Here is a 23,895-nt window from a genome sequence, read left to right as displayed (position 1 = left end):
GGGGCGCGGCGCGCCCGATTCTGGCCGTCGAACGCCGTCCGATCCGCATTCGTGCATTAAACCACCGTTATAAATTCCGAAACCACCACGATACTGCGTTCCATTCCGAGCCGTTTTTGTGCGGGTGCCGTCAAATGGGGCCATGACTCGGATCGTCGTTGTCGACCTCCACGGCCAGTTCACGCACCTCGAGCGGCGCGCGCTCCGCGACCTCGGCGTCGACACCGAGATCGTCGACGCCGACGCGCCCGCCGACGAGGTCGAGGCCGACGGGGTCGTCCTCTCGGGCGGGCCCGACATGGACCGCGTCGGCAACGCGCCCGACTACCTCGAGCGGGACGTCCCCGTCTTCGGCATCTGTCTCGGTATGCAGCTGATCGCGACCGAGCTCGGGGGCACGGTCGGCGGCGGCGACTACGGCGGCTACGCCGACGTCGACGTGGAGATCGTCGACGACGAGGACCCCCTCGTCGGGTCGCTCGCGCCGTCGACCCGCGTCTGGGCCTCGCACGCCGACGAGGTGAAGGAGCTCCCGGCGGGGTTCACCCGCGCCGCCACCTCAGACGTCTGCGGCATCGAGGCGATGTCGAACCGCGAGGCGGACCTGTACGGCGTCCAGTGGCACCCGGAGGTCGCCCACACCGAGCGCGGCGACGAGGTCTTCGAGAACTTCGTCGAAATCTGCGAGTCGGCGTAGGACCGCCCGCTCTACGCTTCCGGCCCCCCCGATCGCCCTCCCAGCCGCGCGGTCAACACCGGCGCCTCGCTGTGTCGCACGACCCGCTCCGCGACGGAGCCGGCCGCGAGAAACCGGCCGACCCCGGTCCGACCGTGAGTCCCCATCACGATCAGGTCGGCGCCGTAGTCGCTGGCCGCGTCGAGGATCTCCTCGTGCGGACGGCCGCGCCGGAGGTGTCTCTCGACCGGGACGCCGCGTGCTTCCCCGGTCGCGGCGACGGCGTCGAGCGCCTCCTCGCCGCGCTCCTCCTCGCGCTCGACGACCACGTCCCACCCGTCGGCGCCCGCGATCGTCTCGTCCACCACGAACAGCGCGTGGACGCGAGCGTCCGCCAGCTCGGCGAGATAACAGGCGTGCTCCACGGCCGCGTCGCTCCCTGGGCTCCCGTCGATCGGACAGAGAATCTCGTCGTACATCGCGGCGCCCCCGGTCTCAACTCAGAGCCGGTACCGCCGGACGTGCTCGGTCCCGCAGCTCGGGCACTCCCGGCGGTACTCGACGGTCGCCCCGGTGGTGGCCGCCTCCCACTCGCTCGCGTCGTCGACGAATCCGCACTCCTCGCAGGCGTGCGGCCGCTCGTCCAGCCGCGCGCGAAGGCGCTCGAACGCCGACCTGCCGCCGCTGGTAGAGGACATGTGCTAACGGTACACAATAGCACGATTAATAGTTATCGGTGGGGGATCTGTGCGGCCCGCTCGTCCGGAGACCCCTCGGTAGCGAGTCGGGTACGGACGACGCTGTCGCTGGGGGCGTCGAAAAACGGGAGGAAACGGCCGCCTACTCCGCGAACAGCTCGTCGACCGCCTCGCCGGCGGTCTCGGCCGCCTCGCGGGCGACCGCGTCGGGGTCGGGGTCCTCGGGGGCGTTCAGGTAGACGTCGACGTCGAGCACGCCCTCCTCGAACGTCACCGTGACGTCGAGGTCGGTCACCGCCGACTGGTCGTAGTGGGCGAAGACGACGCCCTCCGCGGCCTCGGCCGCGGTGCGGACCACTTCGTCGTCCGTCGGCTCGTCGCTCATCGCTCGCTTACGCGCCGCCCGCGCCCGGACCGCCCGGGCCCATCGGACCGCCGCCGCCGGCGCCGCCCTGAAGCATCTGCTGGAGTTCGCCCTGCAGGTCGTCGAACTGCTCCTCGACGCGCTCCTCCTGCTTCTGGAGCTGCTCGACGCGGACCTCGAGCGAGTCGACCTTGTTCTCGAGGTCGTCGTAGGCGGACTCGTAGTCCGTCTCGACGAGGACCTCGCCGATCTCGCGGTACATTCCGGCGTCCTCGTCGACGTCCTCGAGGGCGTCGAGCGCCGTCTTCGACTCGTTGAGCGCGGACTGCGCCTGCTCCTTCTGCTCGGCGACCTGCTGTGCGGTCTCCTGCAGCTCCTGCAGCTCCTCGATCTTCTCCTGTGCCTCGGGCGGCATGTTCCCTTGCATGGGCGAAGCGAGGCGACCCGGACGGAAAAACCCACGTCTTCGTCCCCGTCGGCCGTACCGCCGGAGAGGGACCGCGAGCGGGCGGGCCGCAGGGGATCCTCGAATCGAGTCGGCGGCTACCCGCGACCGGGTGCGGCCGCGACTCGCTCCGCGACCTCGACGAGCCGGGACCAGCTGTTGATCCCGGCGCGGAGGGCGACGAGGTCGTCCGCCGCGACGCGGACCCTGACGGCGTCGCCGTCGCGGGAGACGGTCGCGGCCGAGCGGGCGTCGTCGATCTCGCCGATCTCGGGCGCGAGCGCGTCGGCGACGAGCCGTGCGCGCCGCTGGGAGGGGTAGGCGAACGAGAGGACGGTCTCGTGTGCGCGGGACGCCGTCACGGTCGGTGAAACCGAACGTTACTCGACGTTGACTTCCTTCACGTCGCCGCCGCGCTCCTTCAGGAGGACGCGGTGGCCGCAGTACGGGCAGCGCACGCCGCCGTACTCGTCGAGGGTGACGTCGCGCTTACAGCGGGAGCACTTGTAGCTCATCGTCCTATTCCTCGTCGGCGAGCGCGGCGCGGATGGAGCGGCGGACGGTGCGACCGCCGGGCGTCTCGGGGCGGTACGCGCCGCCCGTGAACGTCTCGCCGGTCTCCTCGTTCACCCAGATGCCGGTGCCTTTGCGCGTGACGTCGTCGCCGTCGACGGTCGCGTTGCGCATCTCTGCTTCGATGTCCTGGACCCGCTTGCGGGAGACCCGGCCGTAGCGAGCGCCGAATCGGCCCGCACTACCGGTGCTTCGTGCCTTGTCCTCAGCCATAGTGAGTCCGTCTACCGCCAGCGCGGGTAAAAAGGCTACGAGTCGGGGGCGTCGAGGGGGACGGGCCGACCGAGCCAGAGACGCGGAGATATCGACGCTTCGACCCCGCTTCGGGCGCTCGATTCGCGAGTCTGGCGTCGGTGGTCGACTACGACACTGAAGTGGCGGCGCGCCGCCGAGCGGTCGCAATCGGCGACCGCGAGGGGCCCGCGAGGGACGCGGTGAGCGCTCGAAGAGCGCGAACCGCGAGGCTGGGGAGGTGTGAGGTGCGGTTGCTGTGCGGTCGGGGAGGACTCAAAGGGGCAGCCGCGGGGCGGGCGCAGGCGTTCACGAGAGCTGTGCTCTCGTGAGCCAATCAGAACGCTGTGCGTTCTGATGACGACGTCAAGCACCGCAGGAACGAGCGCAGCGAGTGACGAGGAGCACAGCGAGCGTGCGCCCCGCGGCTGGGGCTTTGGCGGTGTTCGCCGGCGATCCGGTACCAGTCACGTCTAGCCGAGTGGCTCGGGCTTTGGAGGCGTTCGCTGCCGTTCCAGCGGGTACTATTTATAAATAATCGACCGGATCGCCGGGTCCGTACTCCGCGTATCGACCGCAACGCCTTTCACAACTAAGTAATATCACTAAGTTGTATGCACGGATTCGACGGCTTCAGCGACGTGAGCGAGACCGACGTGACCCGCGCTATCGGCAACGAGTGGACCGACGGCTTCCTCGAGTTCACCGACTCCGACGTGATCGTGCTCGGGGGCGGCCCCTCCGGGCTGATGGCCGCCAAGGAGCTGGCCGAGCGCGGCGTGAAGGTGATGATCGTCGAGAAGAACAACTACCTCGGCGGCGGCTTCTGGCTCGGCGGCTTCCTGATGAACACGGTGACGGTCCGGGACCCCGCACAGGAGATCCTCGACGACCTCGACGTCGACTACGAGCCGGTCGAGGACGTCGACGGGCTCTATACGGCGCCCGGTCCCGAGGCCTGCTCCGGGCTGATCAAGGCGGCCTGCGACGCCGGCGCGCGCGTCCAGAACATGACGGAGTTCACCGATCTGGTCGTCCGCGAGGACCACCGCGTCGGCGGGATCGTGATGAACTGGACGCCGGTCCACGCGCTCCCGCGCGAGATCACCTGCGTCGACCCGATCGCGGTCGAGTCCGACCTCGTGATCGACGCGACCGGCCACGACGCGGTCGCGATCAGCAAGCTCGACGAGCGCGGCGTCCTCTCGGCGCCCGGCATCGAGCACGCGAAGGAGCACAACACCGGGATGGACCAGACCGCCGACGGCGAGTACGGCGCCCCCGGCCACGACTCGCCCGGTCACGACTCGATGTGGGTCGGCGAGAGCGAGGACGCGGTCGTCGAGCACACCGGCGTCGTCCACGACGGGCTGATCGCGTCCGGCATGGCGGTCGCGACGGCCCACGGTCTCCCGCGGATGGGGCCGACGTTCGGCGCGATGCTCGTCTCCGGGAAGCGCGCCGCGCAGTCGGCGCTCGACGAGCTCGGCGTCGACGGCCCCGAGGTCCGGCTCTCCGCGGGCGACGCGCCGGCACCGGCCGACGACTGAGGCGCTGACCGCCCGGCCTGCGCGCGAGCCGCCGCCCTCGCTGACGGCTCTTCCTCCTCCCTCCCCCGACGGATTTATTATCCGTATCCCCGGAGCGTCGCGCATGTACTGGCGGGGCCACGTCGGGATCGCCCTGCTCGCGTACGCGCCGGTCGCAGGCGCGGTCCGCCTCGCCGGCGAGCCCGAGCTGACGGTCCTCGGCGCGGCGGTCGCCGTCGCGTTCTCGACGCTTCCCGACCTCGACCACCGGCTGCCGGTTGCGCACCGCGGCCCGACGCACACGGTCGCGTTCGCGGTCGCGGGAGGTGCGTTCGTCGCGCTCGCGGCCGCGGTCGCCTCCCTCGCGGGCGGTGGGCTCGCCCTCGCCGCGGCCACCCCGGCCGGCACCGCCCTCCCGCCGTGGACCCCGGTCTTCGCCGGCGGCGTCGCGGCCCTCGCCCTCTGCTCGCACGTCGCCGGCGACGCGATCACGCCGATGGGGATCCGACCGTTTCGCCCCCTCTCGGGGTGGCACCTCACGCTCGACCTGACGCCGGCGGCGAACCCGCGCGCGAACCGGCTGTTCCTCGGGATCGGTGTCGCCGCGATCGCGCTCTCGGTCGGGCTCACCCCCTGATCGGGCGCAAGGTCGCGTCGCGTGCCGGCTACGCGATCGCGTCCGACGCCCGGCGAACGTCACGAACGTTCACTCGATCCCGACTCAACCGTGTGCCTTTTTGCGCCCGTGCGTCGAACGCGGCGGTATGCGCAACGCCAAGATCGTCTGTACGATCGGTCCCGCCTCGGACGACCGGGACACGATCCGCGCCCTCGCCGACGCGGGGATGTCCGTCGTCCGGCTGAACGCCAGCCACGGGACGACCGCCCACCGCGAGAAGGTCATCGAGCGGGCCCGCGCGGTCGACGACGCCATCGACGACCCGCTCGCGGTGATGGTCGACCTGAAGGGCCCGGAGGTCCGCACCGCCGAGCTCGAGGACCCGATCTCGCTCGCGACGGGCTCCGAGGTGACGTTCGTCGAGGGCGACGACGCCACCCCCGAACGCGTGGGGCTCACCCACTCCATCGCGGCCGCCGGCCCGGGCGACACGGTCCTCCTCGACGACGGGCGGATCGAGTGTCGCGTCGAGCGGGTCGACGGCGAGGAGGTCGTCGCCACGGTCGTCTCCGGCGGGAAGCTCAGCTCCCGAAAGGGCGTCAACCTCCCGGGGGTCGCCATCGACGTCGACCTGATCACGCCGGAAGACGAGGCCGAGCTCGACCTGGCCGTCCGGGCGAACGCGGACTTCGTCGCGGCCTCCTTCGTGCGCGACGCCGACGACGTCTACGAGATCGCCGACGAGTTGGAGCAGCGCGGCGGCGACGACATCCCCGTCGTCGCGAAGATCGAGCGGGCCGGGGCGGTCGAGAACCTCGACGGCATCGTCGACGCCGCCGACGGCGTGATGGTCGCGCGCGGCGACCTCGGCGTGGAGTGCCCGCTGGAGGACGTCCCCGTCGTTCAAAAGCGGATCATCCGGAAATGCGTCAACGCGGGCGTCCCCGTCATCACCGCGACGGAGATGCTCGACTCGATGGTCCACTCGCGCCGCCCCACCCGCGCCGAGGCCTCCGACGTCGCCAACGCCGTCCTCGACGGCACCGACGCGGTGATGCTCTCCGGCGAGACCGCGATCGGCGACGACCCCGTCAACGTCGTGGAGACGATGGACCGCATCGTCCGCGAGATCGAGTCCAGCGACGAGTACGCGGAGACGCGCGAGCAGCGCGTCCCGGCCGCCGCCGAGGGCTCCCGGACCGAGGCGCTGGCGCGCTCGGCGCGCTACCTCGCCCGCGACATCGGCGCGTCGACCGTCGTCGCGGTGTCCGAGTCCGGCTTCACGGCTCGCAAGACCGCGATGTTCCGGCCGGGCGTCCCCGTGGTCGCGACGACGCCGGACGACCGGGTCCGGCGGCAGCTCGCGCTCTCGTGGGGGGTCCGCCCCGTCCTGACGGAGTACGCCCGCGACATGGAGACGATCCTCGACAACGCGGTCGACGCCGCGCTCGACACCGGCGGCGCCTCCTCCGGGGACACGCTGGTCGTGCTCTCCGGCATGCTGACGGAGTTCGAGGGGACGAACACAACGAACACGCTGAAGGTCCACGTCGCGGCCGAGACGCTCGTGACGGGGAAGGCGACCGTCGCGGGCCGCGTCGCGGCGCCCGTCTATCGGACCGACGACGGCGACTTAGACGAGATCCCCGCGGGGTCGATCGTCGCGCTCGGTCCCGACTTCGAGGGCGAGTTCTCGGGCGACCTCGACGTGCTCGCCGGCATCGTCGACGCCCACGAGGGGATGACCGGCTACCCCGCGGTCGTCGCCCGCGAGATCGGCGTCCCGATGGTCTCCGACGCGACGCTCCCCGAGGGCGTCGCCGACGGCGACGTGATCACGCTCGACGGCGAGCGCGGCGTCGTCTACGACGGCGACGTGATCGCGGCGACGCGCAAGCGGTAACCCGCCTTCTCGCCCTCCCGCCCTCCGCACCCGCCAGCCATTTACCGACGACGCGCCTACCCTCGGGTATGCAGAGCGACGAGGCCGACGACGACGCCAACGTCACCGATGGCGCCGACGCCGCCGACGGCGACACGCGTATCCGGGCGAACGAGACCCGGGCCGACGCCGAGGAGAGCGACGAGCGCCAGTGGCGGTTCGCCGTCGACGACGTCGGCCCGGACGGCATCACGGAGGACAGCGGCACTCCCGAAGACGAACCGATCGAGCCCGGCTCCATCGACTTCGAGAACGCCGCCCTCGTCGCGCTCGGCGTCGCGATCACGGTCGGCGTGCTGCTGTTCGGGTTCTGAGTCGGTCCCCGTTCGGTTTCCGAGTCGGTCTTCCCGCCCGACCGCGCTCGTACCATCACTTATACCGCCGCGGCCGTACGTCCGGACATGGATCTGCTCTTCGGGTTCGGGTCGCTCCTCCAGTCCGGGCTGATCGGGCCGGACACGCTGCCGCTCCTGCTGTTGACGGCCGGTCTGCTGCTTTCGATGGCGGAGGCGCTCGCCCCGGGCGCGAACTTCATCGTCGTCGGCATCGCGCTGATCGGCGCGGGGCTCGGCGGGCTCCTGCTGGCGTCGCTCGGCGTCGCGGGGGCGGGTCTCACGCTGATCATGGCCCTCCTGACGCTCGCCTTCGGCGCGGCCGCCTTCTACGGCTACCATGAGTTCGATCTCTACGGCGGAAAGGGCCAACAGCAGACCAGCGACAGCGACTCGTTAAAAGGGAAGACCGGCACCGTCACCGAGACGGTGACGACCTCGGGCGGCGAGGTGAAACTCACCGGCGGCGGGTTCAACCCCAACTACTCCGCGCGTTCGATCGAGGGCACGATTGAAGAGGGCGAGGAGGTGATGGTCGTCGACCCCGGCGGCGGCAACGTCGTCACCGTGGAGTCGATGGGGTACGTCGAGGACGATATCGACCGGGAACTCGCGGCGGACCGTGCTCGGAAGGAGGCCGCGGAGGCCGCAGAGGCCGCCGAGGCGCCTGACGGTGACGACTCCGAGACGGAGACCGGCGGGGAACGCGAGGCCGACCCCGAGACCGAGACCGAACGCGAGTGACCGCGCACGGCGGAGTCGACCGCGGTCCGAACGAGCGGGACCCGATCCGACTCCGGCGCGGTTCGGATGAATAAGACATTTGTGCGGTCTCGCGGATACCCCGATGATGCCCTCCCCGCTCGCCGCGCTCTCCGCAGCCGTCGGGTCGCTCCTCGACCGCTCCCGCCGCCACTTCGAGACGTCGCGCTCGCGGTCCGGCGCGGTCGCGGTCGGGCTCGTCCTCCTCGTCACTCTGGCGACGGTCGGCGGGATCGTCGGGCTCGGCGCGGCCTTCGACGCGACGATCGACCGCGAGGTCACCGTCGACAACCCCGACCGACCGTCCGAGACGACCTGCGAGTCGTTCGGCGACGACTCGCTCATCGGCGAGCAGTGCGACCGGCCGGAGCGGATCGACGTCGACGTCGGCGAGGAGCTTCGTCGCGCGACCGGCGACTACGTCGCGTACGGCCTGTTCGGCGTGCCGATCTGGTGGGGGATCTTCGCGCTCGCGCTCCACGGCGGCGCGCGCCTCGCCGGCGGGGACGGCTCCGTGGGCGACTCGTTCGTGATCGCGGCGTGGGCGCTCGTCCCGGAGATCCTCCGGCTGGCGGCCGGGCTCGCCGCGGTCTGGTACGCGCTCTCGACGGCGACGGTCGGCGGCGAGACGATCCGGGCGATCGCGAACGAGATCGTCGCGGCGATCGGGACGATGCAGGTCCCCCTGATCGTCGCCTCGGCGCTCGTGATCGCGGTCCAGTGGGTGATCGTGGTGGGCGGCCTGGAAGCGGCCCACGACCTCGATCGCGGGACGGCGGGGGCGGTCGCCGGCGCGTTCGCCGTGCTCGGGTTCCTGCTCGCGGCGGTGTGAGCCGTGTTGTCGCGACCGCGGCGGTGTGAGCCGTGTTGTCGCGACCGCGGCGGTGTGAGCCGTGTTGTCGCGACCGCGGCGGTGTGAGTCGTGTTGTCGCGACCGCGGCGTCGACGGCCGGGAGAGGCTCGACGCCGCATTCGGGAGTTTTTAAGCCGAGCGGGCTCCGTCTCCCGACATGATCCTGTCGGACGCGGACATCCTCGACCGGCTCGCGGACGGGGACCTCGTGGTCGAGCCCTTGGACGACATCGACCAGCAGGTCCAGCCCGCGAGCGTCGACCTGCGGCTCGGCGAGCGCTTCCTGGAGTTCCAGCGCACCAACATCCCCTGCATCCACCCGACCGAGGCCGACGAGGTCGGCGAGTACGTGACGGAGACGACCGTCTCGGAGGGCGACGAGTTCATCCTCCACCCCGGCGACTTCGTGCTCGGGACGACGACCGAGCGCGTCGAGATTCCGGACGACCTCGTCGCGCACGTCGAGGGGCGCTCGTCGCTCGGGCGGCTCGCGATCGTCGTGCACGCTACCGCCGGCTTGTGCGACCCCGGGTATAAGGGCCAAATCACGCTCGAGCTGTCGAACCTCGGCACCGCGCCCGTCGCGCTCTCGCCGGGGATGCGCGTCTCCCAGCTCACGTTCACGGAACTGAAGTCGCCCGCCGACCGCCCGTACGGCGCGGAGCGCGGCTCGAAGTATCAGGAACAAGACGGCCCGCAGGCGTCCAAGATCGGCGACGACCCGGAGTTCGCGGGGGAGGCGGACGCGTCGAGTGATGCGGGCGACCCCCCCGCGGAGGACCGCCCGTGAGGTTCATCGAGGAGGTCGTCGTCGACGAGTTCCTCCCCACGGTCCGCTCGATGCTGGCGGAGGACCTGCGCGACCGCGGCTTCACCCAGCGGGAGGTCGCCGACGCCCTGGGCATCTCGCAGTCGGCCGTCTCGAAGTACGCCCACGGCGACGTGGCGCGCCACGAGCGGATCGTCGCCGACGACCGCGTCCGCGACTTGGTCGACCGGGTTGGCGCGGGCCTCGCCGCCGGCGACCTGAGCCCGGTCGCCGCGCTCGTCGAGATCGAGGTGCTGATCCGGCGGTTAGAGGAGGGCGACCTCCTCGCGGACCTCCACGAGGAGGCGATGCCGGCGCTCGCCGACGCCGACGTGGAGTTCTCGGTCCACGACCCGGACAGCGGGCTCCGCGAGCGCGAGCGCGTCCTCGGCTCGGTGCGGCGCGGGCTCCGTACCCTGACGAACGCCTCCGGCTTCGCCGCGCTCATCCCGAACGTCGGTGCCAACGTCGCCGAGTGCCTCGACGACGCGCGGACGATCGACGACGTGGCGGCCGTCCCCGGTCGCCTCGTCGACGTGAAGGGGCAGGCGATGGTCCCCGGCGAGCCCGAGTTCGGCGTAAGCGAACACGTCGCGACGGTGCTGCTCGTGGCCCGGGAGGCGGGGTCGACCGCCCGCGGCGCCGTGAACGTCCGATACGAGCCCGACACCGTCGCGGCGCTCGCCGAGTCGCACCCGACCGTCGAGTTCGACGCCGAGCGGTCGACCGAGGAGGCGGTCGCCGACGCGGTCGCGGGCGCCGATCCGGACGACACGCTCGTCCTCTACCAGACCGGCGCGGTCGGCATCGAACCGATCGTGTACGTCCTCGCGCCGACGGCGTCGGAGGCGGCCGCGATCGTCCGCGAGATCGTGTAGGCGAGGCGCACGGCCCGACGCGGTCGCTCCAGTCCCGGTCAGTGGCAGGTATTCATTACCACGGCGGTCCAACGTCGCGTATGACGGGTCCCGACGCGGTTCGGATGGAGGACGACGAGCGCGACGAGTTCCTCGGGCGGTCGGGGACGGGAGTGCTCTCGCTGTCGACGGCCGGCGACGACCCCCCGCACTCGGTCCCGGTGTCGTACGGGTACGACCCGGTCGAGGAGGCGTTTTACTTCCGTCTCGCCGTCGGACAAGAGAGCGGAAAGGCGAATCCCACCGATCGCGGAATCACGTTCGTCACCTACGGCGAGCGCGACGGGCGGTGGCGGAGCGTGGTTGCGAGCGGGCGGTTGACGGCGACGACCGACGAGTCGCTGTCAACCGAGTCGCTCGCCGGGCTCGAACGGACGGAGCAGATCCCGATAGTCGACGTGTTCGGCGAGCCGACGAGCCGAGTGGAGTTCGAGTTTTACCGGCTCGACCCGGACCGGCTCACCGGCCGCGTCGAGCGGTCGATGGACCCCTGAGCGGCGTCCCCTCGGAATCGTCGCCGGGAGGTCCTCCTCGGGGGCCGTCGCCGGGAGGTCCTCCTCCGGGCCGTCGCCGAGAGGCCCCGTGCGAAATCCGTTTCGGGCGAGCGGGAGTGGCTCCGCCGACGCGATCCGTCCGTCTCGATCTCACCCGAAAACCAGCGGGCTTTAGGCCCGTATCCACGACAACTCGATACACACACCACATGAGCCACGAGGACTTCCCCACCGACGACCCGGCGGTGGTGACCTGTGGACTGCCGTACGCCAACGGCGACCTCCACATCGGCCACCTGCGCACCTACGTCGGCGGCGACGTGTACAGCCGCGCGCTCGAACGACTCGGGCAGGAGACCGCGTTCGTCTCCGGCTCGGACATGCACGGGACGCCGGTCGCGGTCAACGCCGAGCAGGAGGGCGTCTCCCCCGAGGACTTCGCGCTCGACTGGCACGAGCGGTACGCCGAGACGTTCCCGAAGTTCAACGTCGAGTTCGACAACTACGGCCACACCCACGACGAGACGAACACCGCGGTCACCCAGGAGCTCGTCCGCGACTTAGCGGACGGCGGCCACGTCTACGAGAAGGAGATCATGGTCGCGTACGACCCGGTCGACGACCAGTACCTCCCCGACCGCTACGTCGAGGGCACCTGCCCGTACTGCGGCGCGCACGCCCGCGGCGACGAGTGCGACGAGGGATGCCAGCGCCACCTCGAGCCCGGCGAGGTCGAGGATCCCGAGTCGACGATCACCGGCAACCCAGCCGAGTACCGCGAGCGCACCCACAAGTTCTTCGAGGTCTCGGCGTTCTCGGAGTACCTCTCCGGCTTCCTCGACCGGCTGGAGGGCACCTCGAACGCCCGGAACCAGCCCCGCGAGTGGATCGAGCAGGGGCTCCAAGACTGGTGTATCACCCGCGACATGGACTGGGGGATCGACTACCCCGGCGGCGAGGCGACTCCGTCGCCTCGGGAAGGCGGCGAAGCCGCCGGCCACGACCTCGTCTTATACGTCTGGGTCGACGCCCCGATCGAGTACATCTCCTCGACGAAGCAGTACTCCGAGCGCGTCGGCGCGGACGCCTTCGACTGGGAGGCGGCCTGGTTGGAGGGCGCCAGCGACGCCCATCCCGAGGGCGGCGAGATCGTCCACGTGATCGGCCGCGATATCATCCAGCACCACACGATCTTCTGGCCCGCGATGCTGGAGGCGACGGGCCACGCCGAGCCGCGCGCGGTGATGGCGAGCGGGTTCGTCACTCTCGGCGGGAAGGGCTTTTCCACCAGCCGCGACCGCGCCGTCTGGGCCGACGAGTACCTCGACGAGGGGTTCCACCCCGACCCGCTGCGCTACTACCTCGCCACCAACGGCGGCTTCCAGCAGGACGTCGACTTCTCGTGGGAGAAGTTCCGCGACCGCGTCAACACCGAGCTGGTGGGCACGGTCGGCAACTTCCTCTACCGCTCCCTGCTGTTCGCCCACCGCAACTACGACGACGCGCCTATTGCGGACGCGACGAGCGACGAGGTCGAATCGCGCATCGAGGAGGCGATCGCCGACGTCGAGGCCGCGGTCAACGACTACTCCGTGCGCGCGCTCGGCGACGCCGTCACCGACCTCGCCCGGTTCGGCAACGAGTACATCCAGCGCAGCGAGCCGTGGAACCTCGTCGACGAGGACCCGGACGAGGCCGCGCAGGTCATCCACGACTGCGTCGCGATCGCGAAGGCGATCGCCGTCCTCTTCGAGCCCATCGCCCCCGAGAAGTGCGAGCGCCTGTGGGCCCAGCTCGGCGAGGGCGGCTCCGTCCACGAGGTCACCGTCGACGCGGCCCGCGAAGGACCCGCCGGCGACCTCGCGGAGCCGACCGAGCTGTTCGAGCAGATCGAAGACGAGCGCGTCGAGGCGCTCAACGAGAAGCTGGAGTCGCGGGTCGCCGAGGCGGAGGCGGCCGCGGAAGGCGAGACCGGTGACGCCGACGCCGACGGCGACAGCGGCGGAGAAGCGGACGGCGAAACCACGGACGACACCCCCGACACCACCGACGACACCGACATGACCGACATCGAACCCCTCAGCGACGACCGCATCGGCTTCGACGACTTCCAGGAACTGGACATCCGGATCGGCCGGATCGAGAAGGCCGAGGGGATCGAGGGCGCCGACGACCTCCTGAAGCTCCGGGTCGACCTCGGCGCGGAGACCCGAACGATCGTCGCGGGACTGAAGCAGCTTCACGACGTCGACGACCTGCCCGGAACGAAGGTCGTCGTGCTCGCCAACATGGAGAAGGCGGAGCTGTTCGGCGTGGAGTCGAACGGGATGGTGCTCGCCGCGGGCGACGAGGCCGACCTCCTCACCACCTACGAGGACGCCGGCCCGGGCACGAAAGTCAAGTAAGAACTCGTCCGCTGTCCTCCGTTCTCAGGCGTCCAGCACTTCGATCAGGTTACCGTCGGGGTCGACGACGAACAGGATCGTGGTGCCGCTCTCGGTCGTTCGCGGCTCGCTGAGCGTCTCCACGCCGTCGTCGAGACCGCGGTAGAACGCCTCCACGTCGTCGACGGAGAGCCCGAGGTGAATCGCTCCCGGACGGTTCAGCGCCGGGTCTTCCGTCGGTTCGCCCTCGGGTTCGTACGCGACGAGCTCCACGATCGTCTCGGCGCCCTCCCCGCCGGCGACGAGGTGCGCGAAGTCGGCGGCCGCGCCGTCGACGGCGACGGCGTCCGCGAACGCCTCGCCGCCCACGGCGAACTCGGCGGCGACGGTGAGGTCGAACGTCTCGGTATAAAAATCGACGGCGCGGTCGAGGTCGGAGACGGTGACGCCGACGTGGTGGGGAGTCGGATCGGACACGGTTCGACCCACGGCGACCGTTTTAAAAACCGTGTCGGCCTGTACCCGTCGCCCCCGCTCGGCGGGCGACTCAGAGGAACGCGGCGAGCCCCATCGCGTCCGCGAGCGGGACGCCGGCGACGACGGAGCCGATCAGGTAGCCACCGATGGCGCCGCCGTTCAACAGCGGGAGCCCGGCGTGCGGTCGGCCCTTTATCACCCAGCTCATCAGCACGAGGAGCCCCGCGAGGCTCCCGACCATCGCGAGCAGCGCGGGGAGGTTGACGCCGACGAGCGGGACCGCGAGCCCGGCCGCGGGGGAGAACGTCGCCGCGCTCGCGACCAGCACGGCCGGGATCACGGCGTCGCCGAGCCCGATGAAGAACGCGTCGCGCTCCTCGATGGGCGTGGGGTCCGAGACGTCGACATCCCCGTCTTCGTCGGCGTCGGCAGCCTCGTCGCTTTCGTCGTCCCCGTCGCCGCCTCCGTCGTCCGCCTCCTCCCCGTCGGCGCCCAGCAGCGAGTACGACAGCGACAGCGGGATCACGAGGACGACGGGGATGTTCAGGTCCATCACGCCCTCCGCGAGCGACAGCATGTGCTCGGTGCCGTAGACGGAGATCGCGTCGTAGACGGCGAGGAACGCGAGCAGGATCAGCGCGGGGAGCAGCCCGAAGGAGATGCCGAACAGCCCGGCCGCGCCGGCCCCCATCAACACCCCAGCCGTGTCGATGACGTACCACTCGGGGTAGACGAGCAGCCCGACGCCCACCGCGGCCGCCGGCACGGCCGCCGCCAGCGGCGACACCAGCGCGGAGAAGACGTACCAGGAGAGCCACGCGGAGGTTCCGACGATGAGGAGCCGGATCGCGCCGTCGAAGTTGTACTTAAACGCCGCGAGCATCACGCCCGTCATGACTAAGATTGCGAGGACGTACACGACGCTGTTCGTCGGGTCGTCCGGGTTCTCGACCGCCTGATACCCGCTCTCGGCGAACTCGGGGACCAGCGCCAGCGCACCGAGCTGGACGGCGAGGAACAGGCCGACGACGAAGGCGACGCCGCGGTACTCGCGGGGGAACATTCGACCGACGGTTCGGCGTCAGGGGGTTTTTCGCTTGCGCTTCGGCTCGGCGGGGAGTCGCGGCCGCGCGCCGCAGAAACGGGTTCGGGTACGGTGTGGGAGCGGGTCGGACCCGAACCCGAGAGCCGACGGACGACGGACGGTGGAAGCGAGTGTCCCGCCGGCCCGTCCGAAACCGGGCGAGCCGGCCGGGTTCGTCCGCGGCGTTTTCCACCAGCCCGATCCGAAATAAGAAGCTATCGCCCGAATTATCGCAGCCGATACTCAACCCTACCGGCAGCGGGTGCGGTTGTGAGTGATGAAACGGAAGGGAAGTGATGAAACGGAAGGGAAGAGGCGGCGAAAGGCGAAGGTGGGACGAGAGGCGGGCGGGCGGCGGCCGGACAGCGGACCCCCGGGCTGTCGTCGGCGTCGCCGCCCGAGCGGTCGGGACGGGCGCGTTGTGTTGTCGCCGAACTCCAACGAGAAAAGCGTCGGACTTCGGCAACACACGCTAGTCGCTTCTCCGGTATAAACCAGACGGTCCGCGCTCGGACGGCGGGGCAGTATCGGGACCGGCGGTCAACGTCGGTCCCGCAGCGCGGGGAACTCGTCACGCACCGCCGCGACCCGCTCCGGGTCGACCTCGGCGGTCACGGTCGTCGGCTCCTCGCCCGCGGACGCGAGCGTGGTGCCCCACGGGTCGTAGACGGTCGTCCGGCCGCAGAGCGCGTCGCCGTCGAACGCCCCGCTCCCGTTGACGGCGGCGACGTACGCGAGGTTCTCGATCGCCCGTGCCCGACCGAGCGTCCGCCAGTGCTCCACGCGCGGGTACGGCCACGCGCTCGGCACGAGCACGCACTCGACGCCGGCCTCGACCATGTCGCGGAACTGCTCCGGGAAGCGGAGGTCGTAACACGTCGTGACGCCGACCCGCACGCCCTCCAGCTCGACGACCGGGACCCGCTCCCCGGGGACCATCCGGTCGGTCTCCTCGGAGCCGTACCCGAACAGGTGGTGCTTCCGGTAGACGAGCCGGCGCTCCCCATCGCGGTCGAAGAGGACCGCCGCGTTCGCGAGCCCCTCCGGCGCCGGGACGTCGACCCCGTCCGCCGCGGAGGCCGCGAGGTCCTCGACGACGGTGCCTGCGAGGACGTTCACGTCGGCGTCGGCGGCGACCGCAGCGAACCGCGACAGCCGGTCGCCGGCGAGGCTCTCCGCCGCCCGGGCGTACGAGTCGAACGCGAAGTAGCCGACGTCGAACAGCTCCGGGAGGACCACCAGGTCCGCCCCGTCGGCGGCGGCCGCTCGGACCCGCTCGATCGCGCCCTCGACGTTGGCCGCGACGGCGCCACCCTCGACGCCGAGCTGGACGCAGGCGACCCTCATGCCGTCGGGCCCAGCGAGGCGCGGAGCGCGTCCTCCAGGTTGTCGAGCTCCGCGTCGAAGTTGCGCTCGAAGAACGACTCGACCCCCGGGAGCCGACCGTCGACGACGAACTCGTTGGCCAGCCGACAGCCGCCGTCGGTCTCGGTGATCGTGTGCTCGCCGGTCACGCGGAACGCCTTCGACTTGCCGACGAACTTCACCCGGTTCGGCGGGTCGCGCTCGACCTCCTCGGTCTCGACGGAGATCGTCGAACGGATCATCGGGATCGGGAGCGCGACGTGCCAGGTCGCACGCCGTTCGTCGTGGACCTCGAAGGACTCGACCACGCTGATCGCTCCGGCGCGCTTCTCGGCGTCCGAGATGAACGCCCACACGTCCGTGGCGGGCGCGTCGAACTCGAACGTCCGGGAGACTCGGACGGTCATACCCGTCCGTTGGTGCCACGGGGGTTAAAAACACGCGAGTCCGGCAGGGCCGACCGAGCGGAACGCGGGCCTCGTACCGCGGTCCGAACCGCCGCTACCCCTGCGGCGTCACGCGCCACGTCGTCGACCGGGCTCGCCCCCACTTCTCGATGTCGACGTCGTCGGACTTCTCGGCGAGCCGGGGGAGCCGCGAGCCGACCTGCTTGGCCGTGAGACCGATGGCGTCGGCGATCGTCTTCGAGCGGACGTACCGCTCGCCACGGGTGACGCTGTCCGTGAGGTACGCGAGGATGCGCTGCTCCTCCTCGGTGTACTCGCTCATACCGCGAAGGTAGGTGTCAGACGTCCTTAACGGTTTCTCGTTTGTCGGTCGCTCAGCACAATTCAAGATGAGCCCCCGACCTCAAGGAGCGACCGCAGGGAGCGAGTAGGTCGGGGAGGAAATCGACATGGGATGGCACGCTCCTCGTTCGATGGCTGACCGGCTCCCACCGAACCGTTATTAATATAAAAATAAGAAACACGTCTGAAGGACGGATGGAGGTACGTCGCACGGTCCCCGTCAAACTCGACGTGGCCGACAGCGACGCTGCCCTTCTCCGCGAAACCATCTCCGAGTTCCTGTGGGCCGCCAACTACGTCGTCGACCACGCGTGGCAAGGCGAGTACAAGACCACGAGCAAAGCCCAACTCCAACGCGAGACCTACGACGACGTGCGAGCCGAGACGCGACTTCAAGCGAACCTCGTCCAGAACGCCCGCAACAAGGCTGCTGACGCTGTCCAGAGCGTCGTCGCCCGCTGGAAACAGGGCGACTACGCGGGAAAGCCGCGCTTCTCCGCTCCGACGCTCGTCTACGACAAACGGTGTGCCACGTTCAACGACGACCACGCGACGCTTTCGACCGTTGAAGGACGTATCACCGCTAGATACATTCTCCCCGACGAGGACCGCGAGACGCCTCACTCGGAGTATTTGTTCAACGACGACTACGACGTGACGGGTGCAGAACTCCACTACCGCGACGGTGAGTTCTACCTTCACGTCCGCACAAAGGCGGACATGGAGTTCGAGACTGCCGACGAAGGCAACGCCGAGCACAGCACAGTCCTCGGCGTTGACCTCGGCATCGAAAACGTCGCTGTCACGTCAACGGGGACATTCTGGAACGGCTCGGAGCTGAATCATTGGCACCGCGAGTTTGAGAAGCGACGCGGATCGCTCCAACAGCGTGGGACACGGGCCGCTCACGAAACCATCCAGTCGGTTGGACGGACTGAGACGGGACGCTACGACCATTTCTTGCACACCGTCTCGAAAGAACTCGTTGCAGAAGCCGTCGAACACGACTGTGACGTGATCGTATTCGAGAACCTGACGGGAATTCGTGATCGGATGCCGAACGCCAAGAAGTTCCACGCATGGGCGTTCCGACGCTTGTTCGAGTACGTCGAGTACAAAGCCGAAGTCGTCGGCATCTCGGTCGAACAAGTAAGTCCTGCGTACACGAGTCAGCGATGTTCGAAGTGCGGGTTCACTCACGAGGACAACCGTCCTACCTCGAACGGACAGGACGTGTTTGCGTGTCTCAAGTGCGGATACTCACCGCACGCAGACTACAACGCGGTCGCCGGACTGCGTCCGGCGGGCAGCAAAGTCGCGTAGCGACTTTGCGACGGCGAAGGATATCGGCCTGAAGCATCTCCGCTCGGCGCAAACGTCGTCGGGCGGAGGCGCACCCGTAAACGTGCGCTTGAATCGCGGGACGTTGAACGTGAACGGCGATTACGAGCCTGCCAGCGATGGCCAGAACGGGAGTCCACGCGAAAGCCCTCCCCTCAACGAAGCGAACGGCAACGCCGTGAGCGAGTAGGGTAGGGTAGTTTACTCGAACACCTGCACGGCGACGACCGCCCCGAGGGCGAAGACGAACGCCGCCGCGAACCCCCACGCGCGGCCGAGCTGCGACGGGTACCCGAACATCAACACCGTGCCAACGAGCGCGACCGCTCCCAGCGCCAGCGCCACGCCGATCTCCATGTCAGAGTCGATAGATGCCTCGCTCATACCTGACGCTTCGCGGGCGACTACTTAGTTCATGCGAAGCCCGCGATGCGACAGTGTCCGCCAAGAAGGCGGCGCGCCGACGCGACCGACCGTTTTCAGATGATCTCGACGTGCTCCGACTCCTCGTTCAGGGCGAGGTTCGCGGCGATCTCGGCGTTCCGCATCGCGTACTCGGCGGTGTGCTGGAGGCTGACGAGCACCTCCCGAGTCATCAGCAGCGTCTCGTTGTCGAGGTCGTCCGGGAGCTCGCCGAGGATCTCCTGCTCGCGGTCCTCCAGCCGGGCGAACAGGTCGCGGCACTCGACGGTGAGGTCGTAGTCGCGCTCGACGACCGCCCTGACCGCGAGCGCCGTCAGCTCGTCCACCTGATCGGTGAACTCGCGGATCTGGCGCATCGTCGCGCTGTCGACGTCGAGCGTGTGGCCGTCGGCCTCCATCACGATGTCGGCGATGTCCTCCGCGTTGTCGGCGGTGAGCTCCAGGTTCTTCGCCACGGAGCGGTAGCCGATGAGCGGGAACCCCTCCTCTAAGCCGACCGCGCGGGCGAGGTTCGGGTTCTGGTACGCCGTGAAGATGAGCCGGAGCAGGAGGACGAAGATCTTGTTCGCCTGCCGCTCGCGGTTGAGCGCGCGCTGCGCGAGGTCGGGGTTGCCGTGGGCGAGCGCCTTCACGGCCTCGCCGCGCATCGTCGACCCCGTGTTCTCCAGCCGCTCGAGCAGGTTGTCGAGGGTGAAGTCCTCCGGGTCGACCGAACAGCGGATGGAGATGTCCTCCGGCGTCTCCTCGATGACGCCGAGCCCCATCAGCTGCGTCTCGGCCTTGTAGACGGCGTTGATGTGCTCGCTGTCGAGCGTGCCCTCGCTCCGGACGTGGATCACGCGCCGCCCGAGGACGTACTGCGCCACGATGGCCCGCTCCAGCGACCTCGCGTCGAGCCCGTCGGCGTTGATGACCGCCTCCGACTCCTCCGTGCTGACCGACTCGGGGAGGACGGTGAGCGTTCCCTTTCCACCCATCCGCAGCGACACCTCGTCGCCCTTGTTGACGCCGTGTTCCTGTGCCCACTCGGCGGGGAGCGTCATCGCCAGCGTGGACGGACCCAGCCGTTGGACCTTCCGCGTTTCCATGGAAGACGGTACCGCGGGATCCACCTTAACGTTGTTCCTATGTTCATTATACGCTTGATCGAATATACAAGGGATTCCCAACGGTCACGCCAGGGATCGCCGATCGATCCGCGCGCTTATGCCGTCCACCCCCCGATCGATCGCCATGACCGAGCGGGTGCTCGTCGTCGACGACTCCTCGTTCCAGCGGACCGTGGTCCGGGACGCGCTTGAGGGGTCGTTCGACGTCGTCGGCGAGGCGGAGAACGGCGCAGAGGCGGTCGACCTGTTCGAGGCGTACGAACCGGACGCCGTGTCGATGGACGTCGTCATGCCGGAGATGACCGGCATCGAGGCGACGCAGGCGATCAAAGACCGGTGGCCGGACGCCGTGGTCGTGATGTGCACGAGCGTCGACCAGAAAGAGAAGATGATGGAGGCGGTGAAGGCCGGCGCGGACGGCTACGTCACCAAGCCGGTCGACCCCGACGAGTTGGTCCCGGAGCTGCGGAGTCACCTCCAGTGACCGCTCGCTCGTCTCCGCCGGGTGCGGGCCCGGATCCGGCGCCGCCCGCTTAGGCGGGGTCGAACGACTGGAGGATCGAGGAGAGCGCGCTGGTGAGCTCCTCGAACCGGTCCATCTCCATCGAGTCGGTCGTCACCCACACCCCGTGTTCCCCGGCGATGACCCGCGTGAGGTACCCGTTCTCGAACACGCGAACGGTGAACTGGTAGTCCCCGAGCTGCGTGTTAGCGTACAGCGACTGCGAGTGGAACCCCTGACGCTCGTTCTCAGCGAAGCCGACGAGGTCCGCGGTCCGGCTCAGATCGCTGCGGAGGTACAGCTGCGTGACGTCCTCCTCGGTGAAGTAGGTGAGACTCCGGAGTTCGTCGCCGATCGCCGTCCGCGTCGCACTGAGCAGTTCGTCGACGTGAGAGTCGGGTGGCTGCGACATAGTCACACGATCTATCGTCGGATACATGAGCGTATGGGTGGCCGCAGGACCGGCCACGAGGGTCGACGGACCGGCCCGAGCGCTCCCCGCGGGGGCGATAGGTCGAACGGTCCGCTCGGTCGGTGGGTCCGTCGCGCCGAACGGTCCGCTCGGTCGGCGGGTCCCTCGCGTCGGAAGGGCAGAGTTTAGGAACTCCCCCACCGTCAACCCGCCATGAGCGACTACGACGACGTCTGCGTCCTGCTGCCCACGATGGACGAGGCCGAGACGGTCGCGCGCGTCGTCGACGCCTTCCGCGACGTCGGGATCGAGCAGGTCCTCGTGATCGACGGCGGCTCCACCGACGGGACGCGAGCGGCCGCCCGCGAGGCCGGCGCCCGCGTCGCCGAGCAGTCCGGTCGCGGGAAGGGGCAGGCCGTCCGCGAGGCGGTGCGCGACCACATCGACGCGCCGTACGTCGTGATGGCCGACGCCGACGCGACGTACGACGCGGGCGACGTCGACGCGATGCTCGACCCCCTGTTCGACGGCGAGGCCGAGCACGTCATCGGGAACCGGTTCGCCGACATGCGCCCGGGAGCGATGACCCGGCTGAACCGGATCGGGAACCGGATCATCAACGTCGCCTTCCGCACGATCCACGGCGAGGGCTACCGAGACATCCTCTCCGGATATCGGGCGTTCACCCGGGAGTCGTTCCTCCGGCTCCACCTCACCGCCGACGGGTTCGGGATCGAGACCGAGATGGCCGTCGAGTGCGTGAAGAATCAAGTCCCCGTCGCCGTCGTCCCGATCACCTACCGCGAGCGCCCTGGCGGCTCCGCGACCAACCTCCACCCGATCCGCGACGGAGGCGTGATCTTCCTCGAGCTATACCGCAAGGCGAAGACGAACAACCCCCTGTTCTACTTCGGCAGCGTCGGTGTGGTGTCGACGGCGGCGGGCGCGCTCATGACCGCGTACGTCCTCTACGAGTGGTTCGCGTACGGGATCACCCACGAGATCGTCTCCATCGGCGCCGTGGGCGCGGCGATCCTCGGGGTCCAACTGCTGATCTTCGGCTTCCTGGCGGACATGATCCTCTCGCTGCACCGCGAACAGGTGGACCGATTCGAGCGGGCGATCGAGGCCCGCGGGGTCGACGACCGGCGCGACGGCGACGAGGTCGGGCGGTCGGCAGACGCCGACGACGACTGACGACCGGTCGGGTGCCGATCGTCCGACGAGACCGAGGCTGACCGCCGATCGTCCGACAAGACCGGGACCGACCGCCGGTCGCCCGCGACCGCGACTGGGGTTCGTCCGGGATCAGGCGCATGGTTTATGTTGGGAGACCGAGACGAGCGGCCATGGACGAGAAGCGGTTCGTCATCGCCCTCTTCGGTCTCGCGGTCGCGCTTATCGTGGGATTCATCGGATACCGGTTCGTCGCCCCGCTCACGGTCGCCGTGTTTCTCTACTACTCGACGCGGCGGCTCTTTCACCGGTTGGAACGGTTTCGGCTCCCCGCACGCGTCCGGGCCGTCGTCTCCCTGTCGCTCATCGGGGTCCCGCTGATCGGCCTGTTGAGCTACACCGTACTGCTGTCGCTGATCGAGGCACGCCGGTTCATCGAGCGGTATCCGGTCGCCGAGACGGTCGGCGCCGAGAACTCCTGGGTCGGGGACTTGGCACAGCTCTCGAATCCGACGCTCGAGGGGGTCGTCGCCGCCTACCGCTCCGGCCAGCTCGACCCGCTGATCGAGTTCGTCTCAGAGCAGGCGGGGCTGCTGGCGAGCACGCTCGGCGGGCTCGCGCTCAACCTCCTGATCGTCGTCGTCGTCACGTACTACCTGCTGCTCGACGGGTCGAAGTTCCACGAGTGGCTGCTCAGATTCGACGACGACGCGGTGGTCCGCGAGTATCTCGAAACGGTCGACGCCGAGCTGGAGGCGGTGCTGTACGGGAACCTGCTCAACGTCATCGCCATCTCCATCATCGCGGTCGTCACGTACACCGCCTACAACGTGATCGCGCCGGCGCCGGTCGAGGTCCCGTACCCGGCGCTCGCGGGCGCGCTCACCGGAATCGCGAGCCTGATTCCGGTGATCGGGATGAAGATCGTGTACCTCCCGCTGGCGGCGGCGGCCTCGGTGCCGACGGTGCTCGGCGGCGACTTCGCGCTGCTCGCCTACGTGGCCGGCTTCCTCGTCGTCGCGGCGGTCGTCGTCGACACGATCCCCGACATCGTGCTCCGGCCGTACTTCAGCGGGAAGACGACTCACGTCGGGCTGCTCATGCTCGCGTACATCTTCGGCCCCGTCGTCTTCGGCTTCCACGGCCTGTTCCTCGCGCCGATCGTGTTGGTGCTCGCGCTCACGTTCGCCGACACGGCGCTGATCCGGTTGCTCGGCGCCGACCCAGACGAGACCGGTACAGACGGTCGCTCCGCCGCGGTCTCTCGAGGCCAACGGCGGCTCGACGAGTTCTGACCGACGGCGGCGCTGGCGCGCGGGTCTCCCGTGTCACCGAGCCGAAGGGACGCCTGCGCCGTCGAGCCGAAGAGATAAGCCCCCGCTCGCCGACCGGGGTGACGTATGCGCCTTCACGTCATCGGTCTCGGCGGCGCCGGTGGCCGGATCGCCGACCGGCTCGCGGCCGACCACGGCGGCGACCGGTTCCTGCAGGGGATCAACGCGTTCGACACGGACGCGGCGGCCCTCGACTCTCTCCGGTCGCTCGACGAGTCGCGCCGCTACCGCTTCGGCGATGCCGCCGACGGGAGCGGCCTCGACGGCGATCTCCACGCCGGCCGCCGGCTCGGCGA

29 protein-coding genes and 2 pseudogenes are annotated in these 23,895 nt (G+C 69.5%); 16 read left to right on the top strand and 15 right to left on the bottom strand.

Annotated elements, in window-relative coordinates; genetic code table 11:
• The first annotated feature begins 142 nt into the window (after positions 1-142).
• Complete coding sequence (locus tag B4V06_RS17485; protein WP_498170811.1) at positions 143-697, top strand: GMP synthase subunit A; 555 nt, start codon at positions 143-145, stop codon at positions 695-697.
• Positions 698-708: 11 nt separating this feature from the next.
• Here B4V06_RS17485 and B4V06_RS17480 read toward each other — a convergent pair whose 3' ends face one another.
• The 7 genes from B4V06_RS17480 to B4V06_RS17450 form a co-directional block, all read right to left on the bottom strand.
• Complete coding sequence (locus B4V06_RS17480) at positions 709-1,155, bottom strand: universal stress protein (protein ID WP_498170808.1); 447 nt, start codon at positions 1,153-1,155, stop codon at positions 709-711.
• Positions 1,156-1,176: 21 nt separating this feature from the next.
• Positions 1,177-1,374 carry an HVO_0649 family zinc finger protein gene (locus tag B4V06_RS17475; RefSeq protein WP_123114279.1) on the bottom strand — a complete coding sequence of 66 codons (198 nt, stop codon included), beginning with the start codon at positions 1,372-1,374 and terminating at the stop codon, positions 1,177-1,179.
• Positions 1,375-1,516: 142 nt separating this feature from the next.
• Positions 1,517-1,759 (bottom strand): DUF3194 domain-containing protein, encoded by a 243-nt coding sequence (locus B4V06_RS17470; RefSeq protein ID WP_123114280.1) that lies wholly within the window; start codon positions 1,757-1,759, stop codon positions 1,517-1,519.
• 7 nt (positions 1,760-1,766) lie between these two features.
• Positions 1,767-2,153, bottom strand: a complete 387-nt coding sequence (locus tag B4V06_RS17465) for a prefoldin subunit beta (protein ID WP_123114937.1) — start codon at positions 2,151-2,153, stop codon at positions 1,767-1,769.
• A 128-nt stretch (positions 2,154-2,281) separates the two neighbouring features.
• A complete protein-coding gene (locus B4V06_RS17460; protein WP_123114281.1) occupies positions 2,282-2,545 on the bottom strand; it encodes a KEOPS complex subunit Pcc1 in 264 nt (87 codons plus the stop codon).
• 18 nt (positions 2,546-2,563) lie between these two features.
• Positions 2,564-2,698: a DNA-directed RNA polymerase subunit P gene (locus B4V06_RS17455; protein WP_004049526.1), complete on the bottom strand. Its 135-nt coding sequence runs from the start codon at positions 2,696-2,698 to the stop codon at positions 2,564-2,566.
• A gap of 4 nt (positions 2,699-2,702) precedes the next feature.
• Complete coding sequence (locus B4V06_RS17450) at positions 2,703-2,969, bottom strand: eL43 family ribosomal protein (protein ID WP_007994537.1); 267 nt, start codon at positions 2,967-2,969, stop codon at positions 2,703-2,705.
• A gap of 632 nt (positions 2,970-3,601) precedes the next feature.
• Between B4V06_RS17450 and B4V06_RS17445 the strand changes: the two genes are divergently transcribed.
• From B4V06_RS17445 to metG, 10 genes are all read left to right on the top strand, one after another.
• A complete protein-coding gene (locus B4V06_RS17445) occupies positions 3,602-4,537 on the top strand; it encodes a sulfide-dependent adenosine diphosphate thiazole synthase (RefSeq protein ID WP_498170806.1) in 936 nt (311 codons plus the stop codon).
• Between the two features lie 103 nt (positions 4,538-4,640).
• Entirely contained in the window at positions 4,641-5,153 is a 513-nt protein-coding gene (locus B4V06_RS17440; RefSeq protein WP_498170804.1) for a metal-dependent hydrolase, read from the top strand.
• A 127-nt stretch (positions 5,154-5,280) separates the two neighbouring features.
• The gene (pyk, locus tag B4V06_RS17435; protein WP_498170802.1) at positions 5,281-7,038 is read left to right on the top strand and encodes a pyruvate kinase; all 1,758 of its coding nucleotides are present in this window, start codon (positions 5,281-5,283) and stop codon (positions 7,036-7,038) included.
• 68 nt (positions 7,039-7,106) lie between these two features.
• Positions 7,107-7,391, top strand: a complete 285-nt coding sequence (locus tag B4V06_RS17430) for a DUF7312 domain-containing protein (RefSeq protein WP_123114285.1) — start codon at positions 7,107-7,109, stop codon at positions 7,389-7,391.
• Positions 7,392-7,478: 87 nt separating this feature from the next.
• Positions 7,479-8,153 carry an NfeD family protein gene (locus B4V06_RS17425; protein ID WP_123114286.1) on the top strand — a complete coding sequence of 225 codons (675 nt, stop codon included), beginning with the start codon at positions 7,479-7,481 and terminating at the stop codon, positions 8,151-8,153.
• Positions 8,154-8,259: 106 nt separating this feature from the next.
• Positions 8,260-9,003 (top strand): Yip1 family protein, encoded by a 744-nt coding sequence (locus B4V06_RS17420; RefSeq protein WP_498170799.1) that lies wholly within the window; start codon positions 8,260-8,262, stop codon positions 9,001-9,003.
• A 178-nt stretch (positions 9,004-9,181) separates the two neighbouring features.
• The gene (gene dcd, locus B4V06_RS17415) at positions 9,182-9,814 is read left to right on the top strand and encodes a dCTP deaminase (protein ID WP_123114288.1); all 633 of its coding nucleotides are present in this window, start codon (positions 9,182-9,184) and stop codon (positions 9,812-9,814) included.
• Positions 9,811-10,710, top strand: coding sequence for a thiamine-phosphate synthase family protein (locus tag B4V06_RS17410; RefSeq protein WP_123114289.1), 900 nt, complete (start codon positions 9,811-9,813; stop codon positions 10,708-10,710). The genes dcd and B4V06_RS17410 overlap by 4 nt, the downstream gene beginning before the upstream one ends.
• Before the next feature lie 80 nt (positions 10,711-10,790).
• Positions 10,791-11,243 (top strand): pyridoxamine 5'-phosphate oxidase family protein, encoded by a 453-nt coding sequence (locus B4V06_RS17405; RefSeq protein WP_123114290.1) that lies wholly within the window; start codon positions 10,791-10,793, stop codon positions 11,241-11,243.
• 209 nt (positions 11,244-11,452) lie between these two features.
• Entirely contained in the window at positions 11,453-13,648 is a 2,196-nt protein-coding gene (metG, locus tag B4V06_RS17400) for a methionine--tRNA ligase (RefSeq protein WP_498170797.1), read from the top strand.
• A 24-nt stretch (positions 13,649-13,672) separates the two neighbouring features.
• On the opposite strand, the gene B4V06_RS17395 is transcribed toward metG, so the two are convergent.
• From B4V06_RS17395 to B4V06_RS17375, 5 genes are all read right to left on the bottom strand, one after another.
• A complete protein-coding gene (locus B4V06_RS17395) occupies positions 13,673-14,104 on the bottom strand; it encodes a VOC family protein (RefSeq protein ID WP_123114292.1) in 432 nt (143 codons plus the stop codon).
• 70 nt (positions 14,105-14,174) lie between these two features.
• Entirely contained in the window at positions 14,175-15,167 is a 993-nt protein-coding gene (locus B4V06_RS17390) for a presenilin family intramembrane aspartyl protease PSH (protein ID WP_123114293.1), read from the bottom strand.
• 561 nt (positions 15,168-15,728) lie between these two features.
• Positions 15,729-16,535 (bottom strand): carbon-nitrogen family hydrolase, encoded by an 807-nt coding sequence (locus B4V06_RS17385; RefSeq protein WP_123114294.1) that lies wholly within the window; start codon positions 16,533-16,535, stop codon positions 15,729-15,731.
• On the bottom strand, positions 16,532-16,960 hold the full coding sequence (locus B4V06_RS17380; RefSeq protein ID WP_123114295.1) for an SRPBCC family protein: 429 nt from the start codon (positions 16,958-16,960) through the stop codon (positions 16,532-16,534). Before B4V06_RS17380 ends, B4V06_RS17385 begins: the two co-directional genes overlap by 4 nt.
• A 94-nt stretch (positions 16,961-17,054) precedes the next feature.
• A complete protein-coding gene (locus B4V06_RS17375) occupies positions 17,055-17,282 on the bottom strand; it encodes a DUF7123 family protein (protein WP_007998354.1) in 228 nt (75 codons plus the stop codon).
• A gap of 215 nt (positions 17,283-17,497) precedes the next feature.
• On the opposite strand from B4V06_RS17375, the pseudogene B4V06_RS17370 reads away from it, so the two are divergent.
• Positions 17,498-18,833: pseudogene (locus tag B4V06_RS17370) on the top strand (RNA-guided endonuclease InsQ/TnpB family protein).
• Positions 18,834-18,844: 11 nt separating this feature from the next.
• On the opposite strand, the gene B4V06_RS17365 reads toward B4V06_RS17370, so the two are convergent.
• Both B4V06_RS17365 and B4V06_RS17360 read right to left on the bottom strand, forming a co-directional pair.
• Positions 18,845-19,027 (bottom strand): DUF7525 family protein, encoded by a 183-nt coding sequence (locus B4V06_RS17365; RefSeq protein WP_123114296.1) that lies wholly within the window; start codon positions 19,025-19,027, stop codon positions 18,845-18,847.
• 95 nt (positions 19,028-19,122) lie between these two features.
• Positions 19,123-20,154, bottom strand: coding sequence for a phosphate signaling complex PhoU family protein (locus B4V06_RS17360; RefSeq protein WP_123114297.1), 1,032 nt, complete (start codon positions 20,152-20,154; stop codon positions 19,123-19,125).
• Positions 20,155-20,299: 145 nt separating this feature from the next.
• Here B4V06_RS17360 and B4V06_RS17355 point away from each other — a divergent pair, with 145 nt between their 5' ends.
• The gene (locus B4V06_RS17355) at positions 20,300-20,659 is read left to right on the top strand and encodes a response regulator (RefSeq protein ID WP_123114298.1); all 360 of its coding nucleotides are present in this window, start codon (positions 20,300-20,302) and stop codon (positions 20,657-20,659) included.
• 49 nt (positions 20,660-20,708) lie between these two features.
• Here B4V06_RS17355 and B4V06_RS17350 read toward each other — a convergent pair whose 3' ends face one another.
• Positions 20,709-21,089, bottom strand: coding sequence for a DUF7522 family protein (locus tag B4V06_RS17350; protein WP_123114299.1), 381 nt, complete (start codon positions 21,087-21,089; stop codon positions 20,709-20,711).
• Between the two features lie 213 nt (positions 21,090-21,302).
• Between B4V06_RS17350 and aglJ the strand changes: the two genes are divergently transcribed.
• From aglJ to B4V06_RS17335, 3 genes and pseudogenes are all read left to right on the top strand, one after another.
• Complete coding sequence (gene aglJ, locus B4V06_RS17345) at positions 21,303-22,286, top strand: S-layer glycoprotein N-glycosyltransferase AglJ (RefSeq protein ID WP_123114300.1); 984 nt, start codon at positions 21,303-21,305, stop codon at positions 22,284-22,286.
• Between the two features lie 152 nt (positions 22,287-22,438).
• Complete coding sequence (locus B4V06_RS17340; protein ID WP_123114301.1) at positions 22,439-23,560, top strand: AI-2E family transporter; 1,122 nt, start codon at positions 22,439-22,441, stop codon at positions 23,558-23,560.
• Positions 23,561-23,665: 105 nt separating this feature from the next.
• Positions 23,666-23,895: pseudogene (locus B4V06_RS17335) on the top strand (FtsZ/tubulin family protein); the annotation flags it as partial.

It is taken from the genome of Halorubrum sp. B53 (genome assembly GCF_059752395.1).
The sequence above is the reverse complement of the archived record's forward strand: the minus strand, read 5'-3'. Positions and strand labels throughout refer to the sequence as shown.